The organism is Pantoea sp. S18 (assembly GCF_045689705.1).
GTDB lineage: Bacteria > Pseudomonadota > Gammaproteobacteria > Enterobacterales > Enterobacteriaceae > Pantoea > Pantoea symbiotica.
On record NZ_CP142689.1, the window covers coordinates 95,594 to 110,935 of the forward strand.

Genomic DNA, 15,342 nt, shown 5'->3' on the forward strand with positions numbered 1-15,342 from the left:
CCGAACGTTTTATTGCTCACGCTTTTGTAGGGTCGCCATTTATGGCGACCTCAACATACCCCAGCATCAAACCTTCTTACCAGGATAAAAACTCTGATACAACACCGGCAACACCAGCAGCGTCAGCACTGTAGCGAATCCTAAACCGAAAATGATCACCACCGCCATGCTCTGGAAAAACACATCGCGCAGCAGCGGGAGCAGGCCGAGCACGGTGGTGAAGGCGGTGAGCAGGATCGGGCGCAGACGCGACGTTGCGGCATCCAGAATCGCTTGCTGCAACGGCTGATGCCGCGCCAGCTGGCGCGTTTCCTCAACCAACACGATACCGTTACGAATCAACATCCCCGACAAACTCAGCAAACCAATCAACGCCATAAAACCAAACGGAATGCCGGTAAGCAGGAAGCCGCAGGTGACGCCAATCAGTGCCAGCGGCACGGTAATCCAAATGGCCAGCGCATCACGCAGCGAGTTAAACATCAGCACGGTAATGATAAACATCGCGAGGAAACCTAACGGCAGCGAGCCAAGCAGACCGCTTTGGGCATCACGAGAACTCTCCAGCTCACCGCCCCATTCCAGATGATAGCCGGCGGGCAAATTCAGTTTTTCGATTGCCGGCTGCACGCGCGCCACAATCTCTGCGGCGGTGCGACCGCTGGCGGGATCGGGATCGGTCTGTACCGTCAAGACGCGCATGCGGTCGCGGCGCATAATCAGCGGATCTTCCCATTCCAGCTGGAAATCACTTACCAGATTGGCCAGCGGCACATAGCGCTGCTGCGCCTGACTCCACACCTGAATATTGCCAAGATGATCGATATTCTGCCGCTCCTGCTCGGCGGTTTGCAGCATGATCGGCATCAACCGCGAGCCTTCGCGCAGCAAACCGACGCTATCGCCGCTGAAGTTGATACGCAGCGACCGGTCGATATCACGCTTGTCCACGCCCAGCTCCTGACCGCGCAGCGGCGAATACTGCGGACGGATCACTTTACTGCGCGCCTGCCAGTCATTACGCGGCGGAAACGCGCTGCCTTCGGCGAGGAAAATGTCATCTATCTGGCTGGCAATCTGCCGCAGCATAATGGGATCGGGGCCGGTGACGCGCAACGCAATCGCGCTGTCGCTGGCACTGCCGAAATTGATGCGTTTGATGCGCTCCGTCACCTGCGGGAAACGATCGCGGATGTGCTGCTCGGTCTGCTGCGCCAGCGTTTCCAGCTGCTTCGCGTCCTGCACGCGCACCATAATCTGCCCGTAATTACTGTACTGGCGCGTCGCGTCGTAGGTCAGCGTAAACCGCATCGCGCCCTGACCAATGGTGGTCACGGTGCGGGTGACGCCCGGCTGCTGGCTGATCCAGCCTTCAATCTCGCGCGCCGTTTGTGCGGTGTAATGGATATCGGTGCCATACGGCAGCCACAGATCGGTGAAGAAAATCGGCGTATTGGAGGCAGGGAAGAAGTTCTGCTTCACGTAGCCGAAGCCATAGATCGAGGTTGCCAGACACGCGGCCATCAGCACCAACGTGGTGATGCGGAAGCGCAACAGCGTAGTGAGCACACGGCGATACAGTCGGAACACCACGCCCTGATACGGCTGCGCGGTTTCTTTGCTGACAACCTGCCGACCATCCATCCACTGAACGAATACCGGCGTCAGCGTCAGCGCGGTGATCCAACTCAGCAGCAGAGAAATCAGCAGCACCTGGAACAGCGATTTACAGTATTCGCCGGTGGAGTCCTGCGATAAACCAATCGGCGCGAAGGCGATGATGGCGATCACCGTAGCGCCGAGCAGCGGCAGCGCGCTGCGTTTTACCATCTGCATCATCGCCTGTTGCAACGGCTTGCCGCGCTGGCGATCAACCTTGATGCCTTCCACCACCACGATGGCGTTATCCACCAGCATGCTAAGTGAGATAATCAGCGCACCCAGCGACACGCGCTGCAGCTCAAGCTTAAACAGATACATGATCAGCAGCGTGCCCAGCACATTGAGCGCCAGCGAGGCGGCGATCACCATGCCGCTGCGTACGCCCATAAACAGCAGCAGCGTTCCCACCACAATCGCCAGCGCCATCAGGAAGTTATTGATGAAGCCATCCACTGACTGCTTCACTTCCTGCGCCTGGTTATAAAACACGTTCAGATCGATGCCGAGCGGTTTGACCTGCTGATGCTGCTGAATTTTGGCGCTTAACGCATCGCCGACGTCGATGACGTTGACGCCAGGCGCAAAGGAAACGCCCATCGCCAGCGCGGCTTTGCCGTTCGCGTGATAGAGATTGCCCGGCTGGTCGGTAACGCCATAGCTGAGCGTGGCGATATCGCGCAGCAACACTTGCTGGCTGCTGCCGGGCGCAGAGATCGGCAGCGCGCCGATCTCGTCCAGCGACTGAAATTCGCCGGTGGGATGGAAGCGGATGGCTTCATTGCCGAGGCGAATCTGGCCTGCATCGGAAACGGCATTAACGCTATTGAGCAACGCGGCAAGGCGCTGCGGCGTCACACCCAGCGCCGCCATCTTCTGGCTGGAGAGCGTGATATTCACCTGCTCCTGCTCGATACCGGCAATTGCCACTTTCGCCACGCCGGGCACCAGATTCAGCTCACGCCGCAGCTGATCGGCGTAGGTACGCAGCTCGCTGTTGGTGAAGTGCTCGCCCGACAGGGTAAAGAAGTAACCGTACACATCGCCGAAGTCGTCATTCACCAGCGGTGCGCTGACGCCGGGAGGAAACTGGCGTGTAGCATCGTCAACGCGGCGACGGAGTTCATCCCATACCTGCGGCAAATCGTCGGCGCGATAGTGGCTGTGAATCGTAACGGTGATCTGCGATAGACCGTTGCTGGAGATCGAACTGACGTTGTCCAGCGACGGCAAACGCTGCAAGGCGTTCTCCAGCGGCAGCGTAACTTCCTCTTCCACCTGCTGCGCCGACGCGCCGGGATAATGCGTCACGATCACCGCCGATTTAATGGTGAAAAGCGGATCTTCCAGACGACCAATATTGAGCAGCGCAAAAATGCCACCCACGCCGAGCAGCAGGATCACCAGCCAGCTGCGAATCGGGTATTTGAGAAACTGTTCCAGCAGGAGCATCACAGACCTCGCTCGCGTGTCCACAGGCGCACCGCCTGACCATCACGCAGATCGCTAACGCCCGCCACCACAATGCGATCGCCCACTTTTAAGCCGGAGAGAATTTCGATGCCCTGCGCATTGAGTTTTCCCACCACTACCGGTTGCTGCTGGACGTTAAGCGCATCGCCTTCACCGCTCACCAGCCACACGTAAGGCTGATTCGGCAGGCTATGATCCGGGTTAAACACCGCGTTGGCCGGCACGCGCAGCAGCGGCGTGCCATCGGAAGTGGGCAGGTTATGCATCTGCACTTTCACCGTGCCGCTCAAGCCGCTGACCTGCGGTAAATCCGTGGGACGCGGCATGGTCAGCACCACTTGCCAGGTTAGCGTGGCGGCATCAGCTTCTGCGCGATGCTCTTTATATGCTGCGCGAAACGTCCGGCCCGGCAGCGCATTCAGGCTGATCTCTGGCTGATAACTCAGGTTCTGCACGTCGAGGCTGGTGAACAGGTTTTCCGGCACGCTGAAAATCACATCCAGCACATCGTTGCGGCTGATCACCGCCACCGTTTGTCCGGCGGCGACCACCTGATGATTTTGGGATGCTACGCTGGTGACGATGCCATCAAAGGGTGCACGCAAGGTGTGATAATCCAGCTCCTCTTTGGCGATGTTGAGCGCCACGGCAGCGGAGTCGCGGTTCGCCTTTTGCACATCCATATCTGCCTGCGAAACCGCACTGCGCGTGGCCAGCGCGCTAAAGCGTTGATACTGGCGATCTGCCAGCAGGAATCTGTTTTGCTGATCGTTGACCCGCAATTGCGCATCGGTATCGATCAGTCGGCCAATCACCTCGCCAGCCTTAACATGGCTGCCTTCACGCACCTGCAACTGCGCCAGTCGCCCGGTACGCTTAAAGGCCAGTTCGGTGTAATCGCCCGCTGAAATACGCGCCGGAAATACCCTGACTTTTTCTGTGGTATTTTCCGTCAGCGTTAGCGCTTTAATTACGCGCGGTGCGCTGATTTCATCACCGCTTTTATTGTCACAACCGATCAAAACTAAACAAATTAGAAGTGCGCCCAGCACTGGCCAATTATTCATACCCCAGCCTCAATAAGAGAGAAAGGGCGGGAATATGCCATTGTCTGAAGGAGGGAATAATGACCCTCAGCAAAATAAGGGCCATTAGAGGAAATGAATTTTGTGTGTTTAACCTTGGTTTAATTTAGCTGTGTTTAGCGAAATCAATTATGCCACCATGCGTGAAACCACATGGTAAGAGAGTAAACCGATGGCGGTAGCTAATGATACTGCAATGATAATAAAGGAAATAATCATCGGCATTGTCAGGTTGTGTATTTTATTCATAATAATTCCCCCTATGAATAATAGATTCCGAGATGAAACTAAAATTAATATGCGTTACGCGCCCGTTCTATTTGCGTTTAAATAATAACGCTACGCAATCAGTGCTATAACTATTAGCATCACACTTCTAAATCGGTAAAAACATGACCACGGTCAGTATGCTTCGGGAAAATATAATTAAAATGTGTTTTTTATTTTCGCACGCTTTTTTATTTTCAATTCAATAGCACGGGGTTAATTATGACTGTTATTCCTATTCAGCCAAAACGTCCGGAGGCATCCGCGCGGCCCTATTATCAGCAGGATAACGCCGCGGTATTTAACGCAATAAACAGCTCACCAGCGGGATTGAGCACCACCGATGCCCAGCAACGGCTCGACGCCAACGGGCCGAACGTGCTGCCGCAGAAAGCGGAAAAGTCACTGCTGATGCGTTTTCTGGCGCATTTCAAAGATGTGTTGATCTATATCCTGCTGGCTGCGGCGGTGATCACGGCGGTAATGGGCCACTGGGTGGATACCTTTGTGATTCTCGGCGTGGCGGTGATCAACGCGATGATCGGCTTCATTCAGGAGAGCAACGCCGAAAAGTCGCTAAAAAGCATCCAGAACATGATGTCGAGCGATGCCATGGTGCTGCGCGACGGCCAGCAAATCACCGTCGCTACGCAGGATCTGGTGGTGGGCGATGTGGTGATGCTGCGCCCAGGCGATAAGATCCCGGCGGATTTGCGTCTGTTCGAGGTGCACAACCTGCGCGTCGAAGAGGCGATTCTGACTGGCGAATCAACGGTAGTATCAAAAAACACCGTGGCGCTTGAGGGCGAAAAAGCGCTCGGCGATCGCCTGAATCTGGCCTATTCCGGCACCACCGTCAGTTCGGGTACCGCGCTGGGCGTGGTGATCGCTACCGGCGGTGACACCGAGCTGGGCCACATCAATGCAATGATCTCCTCGATTGAAGAGGCGAAAACCCCGCTGCTGGTACAGATCGACAAACTCGGCAAAGCCATTTTCGGCATCATCATGCTGATGATGATTGCGCTGTTCGTGTTTGGTTATCTGCTGCGCGACATCGCGGTGACGGAGCTGCTGCTGTCGGTGATCAGCCTGGCGGTGGCGGCGGTGCCGGAAGGTTTACCGGCGATTATCTCGATCATTCTGTCGCTCGGCGTGCAGTCGATGGCGCGAAATCACGCCATCATTCGTAAGCTGCCAACGGTTGAAACGCTTGGTGCCATGACGGTGATCTGCTCTGATAAAACCGGCACGCTGACCATGAACGAGATGACGGTGAAAGCGGTGGTGCTGGCGAACAGCCAGTGGCGCATCAGCGGCAACAGTTACGAACCTAAAGGCGAGTTTACCCTTGAAGCCGGCCAGCAGAGCGATGCGCTGATGCAGGGCTTCTTGCAGGTAGTGGATATCTGTAACGAAAGCCAGCTGCGTCAGGATGCCAACGGCAACTGGGGCATTGTCGGTGGTCCAACCGAAGGCGCGTTGAAAGTGCTGGCCGCCAAGGCGGGCATTCAGAGTGACAAGGTGCAGATTCTGAGCAAGTTGCCGTTTGATTCGGCCTACAAATATATGGCGGTGAGCTGCCTGATTGATGGCAAACCGTGCCTGCTGATGACCGGCGCGCCCGATGTGTTGCTGTCGCTGTGTCAGCAGCAGCAGGGCGCAACCGAAGCGGAAGTGATTGATCGCGGCTATTGGGAAGCGGCGATCACCACGTACGCCAGCGAAGGGTTGCGCACTGTTGCCGCCGCGTGGCGCTGGCTGCCGGAAGCGCAGCACCATATCGATCACGATGATTTACGCAACGGCATGAAGATGCTGGGCCTGGCGTGCATGATGGATCCGCCACGCCCGGAAGCCATCACCGCGATTCGCGACTGCCAGCAGGCAGGGATTCGCGTGAAGATGATCACCGGCGATCACCCGGAAACCGCGATGGCGATTGGCCAGATGTTGGGCATCGGTAACAGCGATTCTGCAATTACCGGCTATCAGCTGGAGCACATGGATGATGCGGAGTTGGGCGTGGCGGCGCGTGAGTATGACATCTTTGCCCGTACCAGCCCCGAGCATAAGCTGCGTCTGGTGAAAGCGCTGGAGAGCAGCGGTGAAATCGTCGGCATGACCGGTGATGGTGTCAATGATGCGCCTGCGCTGAAGCAGGCCAACGTCGGTATCGCGATGGGCATCAAAGGCACTGAAGTGACCAAAGAGGCGGCGGATATGATCCTCGCCGATGACAACTTCGCCACCATCGCGGCAGCGGTGAAAGAGGGCCGACGCGTCTACGATAACCTGAAGAAAACCATCCTGTTTATCATGCCGACCAACCTCGCACAGGGATTGCTGATCATCATTGCGATTTTGATGGGCAACCTGCTGCCGCTAACGCCGGTGCAGATTCTGTGGATGAACATGGCGACTTCGGCGACGCTGTCGTTTGGTCTGGCATTCGAACCGGCAGAGCGCAATATCATGCGCCGACCGCCACGCAATGCGCGCAGCCCGGTGATGGATGGTTACGCCATCTGGCGCGTGATTTTCGTTGGCCTGCTGATTTCGATTAGCGCCTTTGTGCTGGAAGCCTGGCTTCAGCCGCGCGGCTACACGCCGGAGTTCATCCGCACCGTGCTGCTGCAGATGCTGGTCACCGCGCAGTGGGTTTACATGCTGAACTGCCGTAACAGCAACGGATTCTCGCTGGATGCCGGCTTGCTGAAAAACCGTGGAATCTGGCTGGTCACCGTGGTGCTTATTGCGCTGCAGGCGATGATTATCTATGTTCCGCTAATGAACACGCTGTTTGGCACCGCGCCGCTGCCGTTTAAATACTGGCTGATTTCGCTGGCGGTGAGTGTTGGGATCTTTGTGCTGGTGGAGATAGAAAAGCATTTAACGCGAGGATGGCGGGTAGCACGAGTTTAAGCAGGGCGTAAGTTAAGCGTAAGCGGTCGCCATAAATGGCGACCCTACGAGTATTTTGCGGGATTTTGTAGGGTACGCATTCATGCGCACCTAATTTAGTGACCGGCATCCGGTCACAGAGCCCCGGAAATACAGTGTTATTTCTTCGGAACTTCAGAGATCTCTTTCACGTCACTTTTATTGATTTGCTGCTTAACACCATTGGCATCGACGTAACCCAATAGGCCGGTTTCGGCATCCTGTGGTTTGCCATCGGTCACGATGGTGCGTCCATCATTGGTGTGGATGGCGTACGAGGTCCGTGTACAGCCGGTCAGAGCGGACAGGGCAATAAGCGCAGTAATAGAAAGCAAAATTGATTTTTTCATTAGTCTCTCCAGGCTAGTAAAAGGATATTAATTATCCAGTTCGCTCATGTTGGTAATTTTGTCGCGATTGATCTGCTCAGTTTTACCGGTTTGCGCATCCTTGTAAGAAACAAGGCCTGTGTCGCTGTCGATTTGCGGCTTACCAGACGTCACGATAGTGCGTCCGTCGTTGGTCTTAATCGCCTGATTAGAAGAGCAAGCGGTCAATGTCATTGCCATGAAAGTGCCAAGAAATGCCGTTGCCAGTACTGTTTTATTCATCATGATGAGTTCCTTTCAGTGGAATACGTTTAACTACCTTTAAAGCGTAGAACATTTTCCCGAAACTTCCAGAAACCCGATGCTTCTGCGCTGTTTAACCTGACTCAAACGGCGGTTCATGCCGCGCGATCAGCGAATCTCATTCACGTACATAAAGTGTTCGGTGCTAAAGCGGTGGTGCGCCAGAATCACCGGAAGGGCGCTCTGATCAAACGACACTTCATCAATCACCATTACGGCGTGCGGCAAACTCAGCTCCAGCAGCGCCGCATCCTCTTCATTCGCCAGCGTAGCGGTGATTTGCTCGCGCACCGCAGCAACGCGCAGATCGTAGCGTTCAAACAGATAGCGATAGAGCAGCGGCGGTAACTGATCGGCGGGAGGAAAATCGACTAAACGTGCCGACGGCAACACCAGCGTCTCGTGCATCGCAGCGATTCCCTTCACGCGCCGCAAACGCTTCAGCCGGATCACCTCATCACCCTGAGCAATTTGCAATTTCTCAGCCTCATCGGCGCTGGCATGACTGAGCTGATAATCGAGTAATCGGGTATCGGATTGCAGCAATCCGCCGGTTTTATCGTGCAGCCGGAAATACTGGAAGAAATGGCTGAGGTTGTGCAGCGGCGCCCAGCCGGTCACCACGGTGCCGGTTTTGCGACGGCGCATCAGCATGCCTTCCGTGGTCAGCGCCGCCAGCGCTTTTCGCACCGTGCCAACTGACACACCAAACTTCGCTGCCAGGCTATTTTCACTCGGCAAAATCGTGCCTGCGGGCAGTTCACCTTGCAGGATCGATTCGCTGATATGGCGCTTGACCACTTCATACAGCGGCGCACCTTCACCTTCGCTGAGTCTGGCGAAAGGTTGAGCATCGTTCGCGTCATAGTTTTTTTGCATGTTTCCGATTACCGATTGACCGCAGTGGTTGAATTGCATTATCTATAAACTATATAGAAATACAACAGACGATAATCCTATGATGCAAAATTCACGCTTTAACAGTGCATTAGCGATGATTGCTAACGACGGCGCGCAAATGACGGATGACCTCAAACAGATGCTCGAGGTCGATACCTGCTTCCCGCCGGGCAACGGTTATGGCGCATTTGCTGACGTGATGACGCATCTGTTGCAGCCGCTGGATTTTCGCTTTGCGCGCGTCTCGGTGCCGGAACATTTATGGCAGGCACCGGACGGCAGCGCGTACGGTGAACGCGTCAATCTGCTGGCATCCCTCGATGCCGGTGCGGCTGAAAACTGCAATCTCTATTTCCACACCGATACCGTGCCCGCCGGCGATGGCTGGCGCTTTCCGGCGCTGACGCTGACCGCCGCGGAAGGCAAGCTGTTTGGGCGCGGCGCGGCAGACATGAAAGGCACCATTGTTGCGGCGATGGCAGCGGTACGCGCGGCGCAGGCGGCGGCTATCCCGCTGCGTTTTAATCCGGTATTTCTGCTGTGCACTGATGAAGAGGGCGGCTTGTATCCGGGTATTCGTTATCTGGCAGAGCAACAGCTTTTCTCCGGTCACCTGCTCAGCTTCAACGGCGGCGCGGTGCCGCGCATCTGGGCTGGCTGCTTTGGCAGCATCGATCTCAAAGTGATTATCACCGGACGTTCGGCGCACTCCGGCGATCCGGTTAACGGCATCAATGCTATCGAAGCGGCGCTGCCGCTGATGAACGCGCTTTACCAGCTGAAGCTCGAGGTGGAACAACGCACCTCGGCGATGCCTTCCCCGCCGCATTATCAGGGCAAACCGCTGACATCACTGTTAACGCTGGCCGCCGCGCAGGGCGGTAGCAAAGGCTCGACTATTCCGGAACGTTTTGAGCTGTTGATTAATCGCCGTTATGCGCCGGAAGAGCGCTTTGACGCGGTGTGGCAAGAGCTGACGCACTGTGTGGAAAGTGCGATGCGCGACAGCCGCGCACTCGATGTCACGCTGCAAATGATTGGTCATCTGGCGCCGGTCGCAAATCCTGACGGCCCACATTGGCCGCGCTGGCAGGCGGCGCTGAGTCAGGGATTTGGTTTCCAACCCAGCGAGTTCAAACCCTGGGGATCGTCCACCAGTTCCGATATGGGCTGGGTCCAGCAAGCCGGGATTCAGGAGATTTTACTCGGCGGGCTGGCCCGTTCCGACAACCGCATTCATGCCGCGGATGAGTACACCACGCTGGCAGATTTGATCGCACTTTCGCAGTCCATTCTGGCGTATCTCGCCGATGATTTTCAGCCAACCCAGGGTAGTTAACTAATTAACGAGGAAGAGAAGATGTGCGCAATGAAAGGGTTAAACCGCAGACAGTTTATCGCCAGTTCTACCGCTCTGACGGGCGCAGCGATGCTGCCCTGGTCGTTCTCGGCCCATGCCGCGCAGGTGGCGAGCGCTACGCCGGGCGGCACCGCGCGTAAAGGCGGCGTGTTGCGCATCAGCGTTGACCAAGCCGTCAGCGTGCTCAATCCGCATCAGGTTCGCGTCAACCCGGAATATCTGGTGGCGGAACTGCTGTACAGCGGCTTAACGCGTCTGACGCAGGAGATGAAAGCCGAAGCCGATTTAGCGCAATCCTGGCAGGCCAGCGCCGATCTCAAGCAGTGGACGTTTACCCTGCGCCCGAACCTGAAGTTCAGCGACGGTTCCGCCTTAACCTCAGCGGATGTGGTCGCCAGCCTGCAGGCGCTGCTCGATCCGAAAAATGCTTCACCGGCGTTGCATAACATTGGGCCGATTAAAGCCGTCAGCGCGCCTGATACCAATACGGTATTGATTGAAACCGATGCGCCTTACGCCGATTTGCCGGTGATGCTGGCTTATCCGGATGCGAAAATCATCCCGGCCAGCATCGCGCAAGGCCAGTTTGAAAAGCTGAGCAAAGCCTCGTTCGGCGCAGGTCCTTTCCAGCTGGTGTCCTACGATCCGGAACGCAAAATTGTGGTGAAGCGCAACCCGCATTACTACGATCCGGCGCGTCCTTATCTGGATGGCGTGGAAGTGGTGGTTTATCCCGATGGCATCGCGGAGAGTTCAGCGCTGATTTCCGGTGACACCGATTTGATGCTGAGCGCGCAGTCGAGCGAGTTCGCGCGCCTGTCCAAATCTTCCGGCGTGCTGCCGCTGCGCGTGGCATCCGGCCAGTTCCTCAATGTGAACATGGGCTGCGATCAAAAACCGTTCAACGATGTGCGGGTACGTCAGGCGCTGGCACTGTGCGTTGATCGTCAGGCTTCAGTGGATTTCGTGGCGGATGGCCTGGGTTCACCGGGCAACGACACGCCGATTAACGGCGCGTATCCGTTCTTCGCCAACCTGGCGAAAAAAGCGGTGGATTACAGCAAAGCCAAGGCGCTGCTGGCGGATGCCGGTTATCCCAACGGTCTGGATTTGACGCTTATCGCCTCCGACAAACCAGCTACCCGCACACAGTTGGGCATCGCGCTGCGCGAAATGGCGAAACCGGGCGGTTTCCGCATCAACGTGCAAACCATGGCGCACAGCACCTATCTCGATCAGGTATGGAAGAAAGGCAATTTCTACGTCGGCTTCTACAACATGCAGCCGACGCCGGATGCGGTGTTCTCTCTGCTCTACACCTCAACCGCATCCTGGAATGAAACGCGCTGGAACAACGCGGAGTTCGATAAAGCGGTCGGCGCAGCGCGTGAAACCCGCGATGAAGCCCAGCGCGCCACGCTGTATGGCAAAGCGCAGCAGCTGATGCACGACGAAGTGCCGTCGGTGATCCCGACCTTCTTCGATCTGCTCGCCGCCAGCCGCGACTATGTCGGCGGATATCACCTGCATCCGCGCGGTGCGGTGTTCCGCCTTGACCATATCTGGTTGACCGACAAAGCGCCGAAGCGCGCAGTGTAAGGAGCGAACGTGACAGCAAGTTATCTGCTTAAACGCCTTCTGCTGATGGTTTACACCTTGTTAGTGGTGTCGCTGCTGGTCTTTGGCATCACTCAACTGTTACCGGCCGATGCGGCTGTCACCTTGCTGGGACAAAACGCCACGCCGGAAGCGTTGGCGGCGGTGCGTGAACGTTTGGGGCTGGATGCCCCGGCGTGGTTGCAATACTGGCACTGGCTGACGCAGGCGCTGCAAGGCAACTTTGGCGTATCGATGCGCAATGGCCTCGAAGTAGCGCCGACACTGCTGACGGCGTTGTCGCGATCGCTGCTGCTGGCGGTGTGCGCGCTAATCCTGATGTTGATTATCGCCATTCCCCTCGGCATCTGGGCGGCGGTACGTCGCGGCAAAACCGCCGACGTGCTGGTGAGCGTTATCTCCTACATCGGCATCTCATTCCCGGAATTCGTCACCGCCACGCTGGTGCTGCTGCTGTTTGCCGATGTCTGGCAGATTTTGCCCGCCACCGGTTATGTGCCGCTCAGTGAAAACTTTGTCAGCGGCATTCAGCACCTGATTTTGCCGTCGGTGACCGTGGCGCTGATTCTGGTGGCGCACGTCTCGCGCATGGTGCGCTCAGAAATGGTCGATGTGCTGCATACCGATTACATCCGCGCCGCGTGGCTGAAAGGTTTATCGCGTCGCCGCATTCTCTGGCGACATGCGCTGCGTAATGGCTTGTTGCCGACCATCACCATCGTGGCGCTGGATGTCGGTTATCTGCTGGGCGGCATTGTGGTGGTGGAGGAGATCTTCGCCATTCCCGGCATTGGCCGCGAACTGATTGTCGCCGTGCAGGCGCGCGATCTGCCCACCATTCAGGCTGGCGTGATGATCCTCGCAGCGACCTATTCAGTGGTGAACTTCCTGGCTGATTTGGCCTACGTCACTCTCGATAAGCGGATCTTCTATGCCTGATATTTTGAAACGTTTGCTGCGTTCACCGCAGGGCGCCGCTGGCGTGCTGATTATCTTGCTTGCGCTGCTGATGGTGGTGGGCGGCGCACACGTTGCGCCTTTTGATCCTGAATCGATCTCCATCCTGAAGCGCTACAAGCCGCCCAGCGCGGAACACTGGTTTGGTACCGATCAGATGGGCCGCGACATCTTCAGCCGCGTGATGGTGGGCGCGCGCTCAACCATTGTACTGTCGCTGTTGGCTACCGCGCTGGCGATGGTGATCGGTTCGGTGCTCGGCACCGCCAGCGCCTATCTGGGCGGCAAATTTGATGAGTTCATGATGCGCACCATGGATGCGGTGATGGCGATTCCCAGCCTGCTGTTTGCGTTGCTGATTGTCAGCACGCTCGGGCAGAGCAGCATGAACGCGGTGCTGGCGATCACTATCGCCTTTGTGCCGGGCATGGTGCGCATCTCGCGCAGCGTGGCGTTGGCCGCCCGCCAGCAGGATTACATCAACGCCGCCATAGCGCGCGGCGAAGCCGGGCACTACATCATCCTGCGTGAAATGCTGCCGAATATTCTGGCGCCGATCATCGTGGAAGCCACCATTCGCGTTGCCTTCGCCATCATGCTGTTTGCCACCCTGAGTTTCCTGGGCTTAGGCGCACAGCCGCCAGAGCCGGAATGGGGATTGATGGTCTCAGAAGCGCGCGCCTACTTCTTCAATGCGCCGTGGATGATGATGATTCCGGGCCTCGCCATCGCGCTGGTCGCCATTGGTTTTAATTTACTGGGTGACGGGCTGCGTGATGTGCTCAACCCAAGGAGCCACTGATGAGTGACAAGCTTGCACCGGTGCTGTCGGTGGAAAATTACAGCCTCGATTACGCGTTAGCCAAAGGACATGCGCTGCCGGTATTGCGTGACATCAACCTGCAAGTGATGCCCGGCGAAGTACTCGGGCTGGTGGGCGAATCGGGTTCCGGTAAAACCACGCTCGGCTGGGCGATTATGCGCTGGCTGGCGGGTAACGCGCGTGAGCTGCAAGGCGATATCCGCCTGAACGGCGACAGCCTGCTAACCGTGCCAGCGGCCAAACTGACGGCACTGCGCGGGGCCAAACTGGGCATGATTTTTCAGGATCCCAGCGCCTCGCTCAATCCCACGCTAACCTTAGGCGAGCAGGTCACTGAAGTGTTGCGCCGCCATCGCGGCTTGTCCGCGCGCGAAGCGCAGGAGCTGGGCGAATCGCTGCTACATGACGTTGAACTCAAAAATCCGGCGCGCATGATGCGCCGCTATCCGCATCAGGTTTCGGGCGGTGAGAAGCAGCGCATCCTGATCGCCACCGCGTTTGCCTGCCAGCCGGACTGCATGATTTTTGATGAGCCAACCACCGCGCTGGATGTGATCAGCTCAGCGCAAATCCTCGACCTTTACGAGCGGTTGCGCGAAGAGACCGGCGTCGCGTCGCTGTATATCTCGCACGATCTGGCATTAGTCGCCAAAGTCGCTAACCGCGTCTGTGTGCTGGAACAAGGGCGCATTGTCGAACAGGCCGACACGCGCAGCCTGTTTAACGCGCCGCAAAACGCCTACACGCGCAAGCTGATTGAGGCGGTGCCCAATCCGCAGCATCGGTTGGTGCAGGACGCGCCAGGCAATCAACCGTTACTCGGCCTGAAGCAGCTCACCATCGACTATGGCAAACAAGGTTTGCTCGACCGCCTGTTGAAGCGCGAAGCCAATACCACGCGCGCCGCCAATGCGGTTTCGCTCACTGTGCATCAGGGAGAAATTCTCGGCGTGGTCGGCGAATCGGGTTCCGGTAAATCCTCGCTGGGTAAAGCTATCACTGGACTGGTGCCGTTCAGCGGCGAGCTCGATTTTTGTGGCTACACGCTACATGGCCGGACGCAGATGGATAAGGAGTATCGCCGCCATGTGCAGATGATTTTCCAGCATCCCGATGCTTCGCTGAATCCGCGTATGACCATCGGCGAAATCATCGCGCGGCCGCTGCGCTTGTACGGTTTGCCGCCGGGTGAAACCGAAGCGCAGGCGGTGGCGCGACTGTTGCAGGAAGTGCGTTTGCCGCCGGAGTTTGCGCAGCGTTATCCGCATGCGCTGTCAGGTGGCCAAAAGCAGCGCGTCGCCATCGCCCGCGCCTTTGCCAATCCACCGGATTTGGTGATTTGTGACGAGATCACCGCCGCGCTCGACGTCTCGGTGCAGGCCACCATTATCGAGCTGCTGCTGGAACTGCGCCGCCGCTACGGCACCGCCTATCTGTTCATTACCCACGATCTCAACCTGATTCGCCAAATCGCCCATCGCGTTGCGGTGATGTATCGCGGTGACGTGGTGGAATTGCTGTCCGGCGACAACATGTCGGCGCTGGCGCAGCATCCTTATACCCGTGCACTGCTTGATGCGGTGCATATTCCCGACTTATCCAAGTCCGTTGCATGACGAGAAAAAC

The 15,342-nt window shown here is 57.1% G+C and carries 11 protein-coding genes; 6 read left to right on the forward strand and 5 right to left on the reverse strand.

Features of this window, described 5'->3' with window-relative positions:
* Positions 1–66 precede the first annotated feature (66 nt).
* The gene (locus VIJ98_RS20450; RefSeq protein ID WP_323271279.1) at positions 67–3,111 is read right to left on the reverse strand and encodes an efflux RND transporter permease subunit; all 3,045 of its coding nucleotides are present in this window, start codon (positions 3,109–3,111) and stop codon (positions 67–69) included.
* Positions 3,111–4,199 carry an efflux RND transporter periplasmic adaptor subunit gene (locus VIJ98_RS20455; RefSeq protein WP_323271281.1) on the reverse strand — a complete coding sequence of 363 codons (1,089 nt, stop codon included), beginning with the start codon at positions 4,197–4,199 and terminating at the stop codon, positions 3,111–3,113. The genes VIJ98_RS20450 and VIJ98_RS20455 overlap by 1 nt, the downstream gene beginning before the upstream one ends.
* A gap of 507 nt (positions 4,200–4,706) precedes the next feature.
* On the opposite strand from VIJ98_RS20455, the gene VIJ98_RS20460 reads away from it, so the two are divergent.
* On the forward strand, positions 4,707–7,409 hold the full coding sequence (locus VIJ98_RS20460; protein ID WP_258145599.1) for a cation-transporting P-type ATPase: 2,703 nt from the start codon (positions 4,707–4,709) through the stop codon (positions 7,407–7,409).
* Between the two features lie 137 nt (positions 7,410–7,546).
* Here VIJ98_RS20460 and VIJ98_RS20465 read toward each other — a convergent pair whose 3' ends face one another.
* The 3 genes from VIJ98_RS20465 to VIJ98_RS20475 all read right to left on the reverse strand — a co-directional run bounded on the left by VIJ98_RS20465 (position 7,547) and on the right by VIJ98_RS20475 (position 8,938).
* On the reverse strand, positions 7,547–7,777 hold the full coding sequence (locus VIJ98_RS20465) for a YgdI/YgdR family lipoprotein (protein WP_008110622.1): 231 nt from the start codon (positions 7,775–7,777) through the stop codon (positions 7,547–7,549).
* A gap of 27 nt (positions 7,778–7,804) precedes the next feature.
* On the reverse strand, positions 7,805–8,038 hold the full coding sequence (locus VIJ98_RS20470) for a YgdI/YgdR family lipoprotein (protein WP_091004292.1): 234 nt from the start codon (positions 8,036–8,038) through the stop codon (positions 7,805–7,807).
* 129 nt (positions 8,039–8,167) lie between these two features.
* On the reverse strand, positions 8,168–8,938 hold the full coding sequence (locus VIJ98_RS20475) for a GntR family transcriptional regulator (RefSeq protein WP_323271282.1): 771 nt from the start codon (positions 8,936–8,938) through the stop codon (positions 8,168–8,170).
* Between the two features lie 79 nt (positions 8,939–9,017).
* On the opposite strand from VIJ98_RS20475, the gene VIJ98_RS20480 reads away from it, so the two are divergent.
* From VIJ98_RS20480 to VIJ98_RS20500, 5 genes are read left to right on the forward strand one after another with little or no spacing between them, the layout of a single operon-like run.
* Positions 9,018–10,298 (forward strand): M20 family metallopeptidase, encoded by a 1,281-nt coding sequence (locus tag VIJ98_RS20480; protein WP_323271283.1) that lies wholly within the window; start codon positions 9,018–9,020, stop codon positions 10,296–10,298.
* 21 nt (positions 10,299–10,319) lie between these two features.
* On the forward strand, positions 10,320–11,918 hold the full coding sequence (locus VIJ98_RS20485) for an ABC transporter substrate-binding protein (RefSeq protein WP_323271284.1): 1,599 nt from the start codon (positions 10,320–10,322) through the stop codon (positions 11,916–11,918).
* Between the two features lie 9 nt (positions 11,919–11,927).
* A complete protein-coding gene (locus tag VIJ98_RS20490; RefSeq protein ID WP_323271285.1) occupies positions 11,928–12,875 on the forward strand; it encodes an ABC transporter permease in 948 nt (315 codons plus the stop codon).
* Positions 12,868–13,695 carry an ABC transporter permease gene (locus tag VIJ98_RS20495; protein WP_323271286.1) on the forward strand — a complete coding sequence of 276 codons (828 nt, stop codon included), beginning with the start codon at positions 12,868–12,870 and terminating at the stop codon, positions 13,693–13,695. Before VIJ98_RS20490 ends, VIJ98_RS20495 begins: the two co-directional genes overlap by 8 nt.
* On the forward strand, positions 13,695–15,332 hold the full coding sequence (locus tag VIJ98_RS20500) for an ABC transporter ATP-binding protein (protein WP_323271287.1): 1,638 nt from the start codon (positions 13,695–13,697) through the stop codon (positions 15,330–15,332). Before VIJ98_RS20495 ends, VIJ98_RS20500 begins: the two co-directional genes overlap by 1 nt.
* Positions 15,333–15,342: the final 10 nt, after the last annotated feature.

Coding starts and splice junctions, on each gene's coding strand:
- VIJ98_RS20450 (WP_323271279.1), bottom strand. CDS start 3,111: ATGCTCCTGCTGGAACAGTTTCTCAAATACCCGATTCGCAGCTGGCTG.
- VIJ98_RS20455 (WP_323271281.1), bottom strand. CDS start 4,199: ATGAATAATTGGCCAGTGCTGGGCGCACTTCTAATTTGTTTAGTTTTG.
- VIJ98_RS20460 (WP_258145599.1), top strand. CDS start 4,707: ATGACTGTTATTCCTATTCAGCCAAAACGTCCGGAGGCATCCGCGCGG.
- VIJ98_RS20465 (WP_008110622.1), bottom strand. CDS start 7,777: ATGAAAAAATCAATTTTGCTTTCTATTACTGCGCTTATTGCCCTGTCC.
- VIJ98_RS20470 (WP_091004292.1), bottom strand. CDS start 8,038: ATGAATAAAACAGTACTGGCAACGGCATTTCTTGGCACTTTCATGGCA.
- VIJ98_RS20475 (WP_323271282.1), bottom strand. CDS start 8,938: ATGCAAAAAAACTATGACGCGAACGATGCTCAACCTTTCGCCAGACTC.
- VIJ98_RS20480 (WP_323271283.1), top strand. CDS start 9,018: ATGATGCAAAATTCACGCTTTAACAGTGCATTAGCGATGATTGCTAAC.
- VIJ98_RS20485 (WP_323271284.1), top strand. CDS start 10,320: ATGTGCGCAATGAAAGGGTTAAACCGCAGACAGTTTATCGCCAGTTCT.
- VIJ98_RS20495 (WP_323271286.1), top strand. CDS start 12,868: ATGCCTGATATTTTGAAACGTTTGCTGCGTTCACCGCAGGGCGCCGCT.
- VIJ98_RS20500 (WP_323271287.1), top strand. CDS start 13,695: ATGAGTGACAAGCTTGCACCGGTGCTGTCGGTGGAAAATTACAGCCTC.